This is a genomic window from Streptosporangium sp. NPDC006013 (assembly GCF_040614275.1).
GTDB lineage: Bacteria > Actinomycetota > Actinomycetes > Streptosporangiales > Streptosporangiaceae > Streptosporangium.
In genome coordinates, this window is sequence record NZ_JBEXUE010000610.1 from 1 (window position 1) to 5,130 (window position 5,130).

General features: G+C 71.5%; 4 protein-coding genes. All 4 read left to right on the forward strand.

Annotated features, from left to right (window positions below; translation table 11 throughout):
* Positions 1–235: 235 nt before the first annotated feature.
* Positions 236–613 (forward strand): hypothetical protein, encoded by a 378-nt coding sequence (locus tag ABZ260_RS46035; RefSeq protein ID WP_355630880.1) that lies wholly within the window; start codon positions 236–238, stop codon positions 611–613.
* 171 nt (positions 614–784) lie between these two features.
* Positions 785–2,371 (forward strand): 3' terminal RNA ribose 2'-O-methyltransferase Hen1, encoded by a 1,587-nt coding sequence (locus tag ABZ260_RS46040; RefSeq protein WP_355630883.1) that lies wholly within the window; start codon positions 785–787, stop codon positions 2,369–2,371.
* A complete protein-coding gene (locus tag ABZ260_RS46045; protein WP_355630886.1) occupies positions 2,364–4,862 on the forward strand; it encodes a polynucleotide kinase-phosphatase in 2,499 nt (832 codons plus the stop codon). Before ABZ260_RS46040 ends, ABZ260_RS46045 begins: the two co-directional genes overlap by 8 nt.
* 29 nt (positions 4,863–4,891) lie before the next feature.
* On the forward strand, positions 4,892–5,130 hold a 239-nt coding region (locus ABZ260_RS46050; protein ID WP_355630889.1), incomplete at its 3' end, for a hypothetical protein.

Sequence of the window (5,130 nt, forward strand, 5' to 3'; positions counted from 1 at the left end):
ACCACCGTGCCGTCGACGACGGGTTTGCCGTCCTGGTGGTTCTCGTCCCCGGAACGCACTCGGCAGGTAAAGACAGGTGAAGGAGGAAGGCGTTTTCCCGATTGTGACGATGGCCCCTTCCGAGTGGGGCCATAGGTTTAGGAGCCGGGACCATTAGCGGGGAACGTCGTGAGATTCGATCGTGCTGCTCTGCGGGAGTCTCCATCAACGACGAGCTGGGGGTGCTGTCTTCTACGTGACCGTCGACCCGCATGAGGACACGAAGTTTCGGTTCACCTGGAGGATCCTGTTCGACAACGAGCTGGACGACCTGCGGGAGCGCGGCGCGCTCGACCTGCGGGACATGCTCAACGTGCTGAACGGGAGCCGGGTGGCGCAGCTGCTGCTGCTGGACGAATCCAGCGAGTGGAGCGGCAAGCGTGCCGCCGAAGGGCTGTTCTATCCGCCCGACGAGACCCCACCGGGAGAATCGACGCTCGTCGAGGAGCACAGGACGGGAGAGCGCATGATCGAGCGCGCCCTGGACATCGACGCCGAAGTGATCGTTCTGGACAGGAAGGCCTCGGAGGTCCTGGCCGACGTCGACGGGGTCAGGGCGATCCTGCGCTGGTGAACTCCGCGCCGGTGAAACGGCGCCGGCTCGCCCAATCGATGACCGTGTCGTAGTGATCCGGAGCCGTCAATAGATGGCCGTTTCATGTGCTTTTGGGCGATGGCCGTGTCGGGTGTGTTCGGGAGCAATAACCCATAGCCGTCCCGGTGGGCGTGCGGCACACTGAGCCGGGTGCTGCTGACGATCTCAACCACCGTACGGCCCGCCACGGACCTCGGGTTCCTGCTGCACAAGCATCCCGACCGGATCCAGGAGTTCGGCCAGTCGTGCGGTGTGGCACGCGTCCTCTACCCCGAGGCGGGCGAGGAGCGCTGTACGGCCGCGCTGATGCTCGATGTCGACCCGATCCGCCTGGTGCGCTCGCGCGACCGGTCCACGCCCGACTACACGTTGGGCCAGTACGTCAACGACCGGCCCTACGCCGCGTCGTCGCTGCTGGCCGTGGCGCTGGCCGACGTGTTCCGCACGGCGCGTACCGGGCGCTGTGACAGCCGTCCCGAACTGGCCGCGGGGCCGATCCCGCTGGAGATCACCCTGCCTGTGCTGCCGTGCAAGGGGGGTCCCGAACTCGCGCACCGGCTGTTCGAGCCGCTGGGCTGGCGGGTCGAGGCGACCGCCCTGCCGCTGGACGAGGAGTTCCCCGAGTGGGGCGACTCCCGCTACGTGCGGCTGGTGCTGCGCGGGGAGGTCCGCCTGGCCGACGCGCTCAACCAGCTCTACGTGCTGCTCCCGGTCCTCGACGACGCCAAGCACTACTGGGTGGCCCCCGACGAGGTGGACAAGCTGATCAGGGCGGGGGAGTCGTGGCTGGCCGCCCACCCCGCCCGGGACCTGATCGCCCGCCGCTACCTCGGCCGTCGCCGAGCCCTCACCCGTACCGCCTTCGCCCGCCTCGCCGAGATCGGCGACGACGTGGAGGAGGACCTCGAACCCCCTGTCGAGGAGGACCCCGCGGCGGCGCCCGCCATCGCCCCCGGTGGGAACAGCGCGCCGGGCGAGGTCCTCCCCGCCGGTGATGCTCCTCCCGAGGGGGAGGGGCAGGCCAGGCCCGCGGGTGCCGCCAGGCGGCCGTTGAACACCCTGCGCCTGGAGGCCGTGCTCGCCACGCTGGAGGGGCTGGGCGCGAGCACCGTCATCGACCTCGGGTGCGGTTCCGGCCGCCTGGTCGGGGCGCTGCTTGAGCGGCCCCGCTTCACCAGGGTGGCCGGGGTGGACGTCTCCTCCCAGGCGTTGGCGCTCGCGGCCAGGCGCCTGAAACTCGACCGGATGCCCGAGCGCCGGCGGGAGCGGCTGGAGCTGTTCCAGGGAGCGCTGACCTACACCGACGCCCGGTTCGCCGGATACGACGCCGCGGTGCTGATGGAGGTCGTCGAGCACGTCGACCCGCCGCGCCTGGACGCGCTGGAGCGGGTGGTCTTCGGAGCCGCCCAGCCGGGGCACGTGATCGTGACGACCCCCAACGCCGAGCACAACGTCCGCTACGAGTTCCTGAGCGGCATGCGCCACCCCGACCACCGCTTCGAGTGGACCCGCGCCGAGTTCCACGCGTGGGCGGCAAAGGTGTGCGGCGAGTACGGCTACCGCGTCGAGTTCCTGCCGGTCGGCGACGACGACCACGAGGTGGGCCCGCCCACCCAGATGGCCCTGTTCGGCCTCGCGGGCGCGGCGGGCGGTCTCGGGAGTGCGGGGGGTTCCGCGGGCACGGAAGGGCCCGCGAGTGCGGGAAGCGCAGGAAGCGCGGGAGGTGGAGATGACTGAGATCGCCGTACCGGAGATGTCGCTGGTCGTGCTCGTGGGGGTGTCCGGCAGCGGCAAGTCGACCTTCGCCGCCAGGCACTTCGCGCCGACTCAGGTGATCTCCTCCGACTTCTGCCGAGGGCTGGTCTCCGACGACGAGAACGACCAGGCCGCCACCCCTGACGCCTTCGACGTGCTCCACTACATCGTCGGCACCCGCCTGCGGCGCGGGCTGCTGACGGTCGTGGACGCCACGAACGTCCAGTGGGAGGCGCGCAAGAAGCTGGTCGAGCTCGCGAAGTCGCACAACGTGCTGGTCGACGCGATCATCCTGGACGTGCCCGGGGAGCTGGCGGTCGCGCGCAACGAGACCAGGCCCGACCGGGATTTCGGGGCGCGCGTGGTCACCAGGCAGCACAAGGATCTGCGTCGCTCCATGGGCAAGATCTCCCGTGACGGTTTCCGCCGGGTCCACGTGCTGCGCGGGGCCGAGGAGATCGAGGCCGCCACGGTCGTCACCGAGAAGGCGTGGACCGACAGGCGCGAGCTGACCGGCCCGTTCGACATCGTCGGCGACGTGCACGGCTGCCGCGCCGAGCTGGAGGCGCTGCTGCGCGACCTCGGCTGGGAGGTCGACCCCAGTGGCGCGGGGGCGGTCCACCCCGAGGGCAGGACGGCGGTGTTCGTCGGCGACCTGGTGGACAGGGGGCCCGACTCGCCGGGCGTGCTCCGGCTGGTCATGGGCATGGTCGCGGCGGGGACCGCGCTGTGCGTGTCGGGCAACCACGAGCAGAAGCTGGCCCGCGCGCTCAACGGCCGCAGGGTAAGGGTGGCCCACGGCCTCCAGGAGTCGCTGGACCAACTGGCCGCCGAGCCGGAGGAGTTCAGGCGGGAGGCGCTGGCCTTCATGGACGGACTGATCAGCCACTACCAGCTCGACGGGGGCAGGCTCGTCGTCGCCCACGCCGGGCTCAAGGAGGCCTACCACGGCCGTGCCTCCGGCAGGGTCCGCTCCTTCGCGCTGTACGGCGACACCACCGGCGAGACCGACGAGTACGGCCTGCCGGTGCGCTACCCCTGGGCGCGCGAGTACCGGGGCCGGGCCATGGTCGTCTACGGCCACACCCCGGTCCCCGAAACCGAGTGGGTCAACAACACGATCTGTCTGGACACCGGGGTGGTCTTCGGCGGGCGGCTCACCGCGCTGCGCTACCCCGAGCGGGAGATCGTCTCGGTGCCCGCCGAGCGTGTCTGGTACGAGTCGGTCAGGCCGCCGGCCGCTCCCGGCCACCGCGACCTCGGTCTGCTCTCCGTCGAGGACGTGCGGGGCACCAGGCACATCGAGGTGCGCCACGGCGGCGGCCGCGTCAAGGTCCGCGAGGAGAACTCGGCCGCCGCTCTGGAGATCATGAGCCGGTTCGCGGTCGACCCGCGCTGGCTGGTCTACCTCCCACCGACGATGGCGCCCCCAGAGACCTCCCGCCTCGACGGCTACCTGGAGCACCCGGCGGAGGCGTTCGCCGAGTTCGCGGCGGCCGGGGTGACCCGGGTGGTCTGCGAGGAGAAGCACATGGGCTCGCGGGCGGTGGCCGTGCTGGCCGCCGACCCGGAGGTGGCGGCGGCGCGGTTCGGGATCACCGACGGCAGCGCCGGGGCGGTGTACACCCGTACCGGAAGGCCGTTCTTCGCCGACACCACCGCGCTGGTCGACAGGCTCAGGCGGGTGTGCGCGCCGCTGATGGAGGAACTGGGATCCGGCTGGCTCGCCCTCGACTGCGAGCTGCTGCCCTGGTCGGCCAAGGCCGAGGGGCTGATCCGCGGCCAGTACGCGTCAGTGGGGGCCGCGGCCCGTGCGGTGCTGCCCGAGGCGATCACCGTGTTGGAGGCGGCGGCCGGGCGCGGGTTGGATGTGGGCGATCTGTTGGACCGTACCCGCCGCCGCTCCACCAACGCTGCCCGTTTCAGGCAGGCATATGCGCGTTACTGCTGGCCTGTCTCCGGGCTGGAGGGCCTCCGCCTGGCACCGTTCCAGATCCTCGCCTGCGAGGGCCGGGCGACCGCGGTCCAGGAGCCGCACTCCTGGCACCTGGACCTGCTGTCCCGGCTCGACGACCCGCTGATCGCGCCCACCCGGCACGTGTTCGCGGATCTGACTTCGCCGGAGTCGACGGAGGCGGCCACGGCCTGGTGGTCGGCGCTGACCGCCGAGGGCGGCGAGGGCATGGTCGTCAAGCCGCTGGACTCGCCGGGCGGGCAGAGCAGGGTGCAGCCGGGGGTCAAGGTGCGCGGGCGGGAGTACCTGCGGATCATCTACGGCCCCGACTACACCGAGAGCCTGGACGTCCTGCGCCGCCGGTTTCTGGGCCGCAAGCGCTCGCTCGCCCTGCGCGAGCACGCGCTGGGTGTCGAGGCGCTCTCCCGGCTGGCCGAGGGGGAGCCGCTGTGGAGGGTGCACGAGGCGGTCTTCGCCGTCCTGGCGCTGGAGTCCGAGCCGGTCGATCCCCGCCTGTAGCTTCTCGACGAAACCGGAGAAGAAGGAAGGTGTTTTTCGGGATTGCGCCGATCGCCCCGCTCGTACCGGGTCCTTGGGCTCCGAAGAGCTTTGCCGGCCCGCGCGGCGCCGAGGGCGAGGGAGCCGACCTGGACGGCCGGGTAGCGGAGATCGAGACCTTGCTGCGCAGCGAGCGTCGGCCCCGCCTGGGCCTGGTTCGGGGTCGGCCTGTCGGTGGCCGGTCGGCTGCTGCGCGGGCTGGGCATGTCGCCGCAGCGCCCGGCCCACC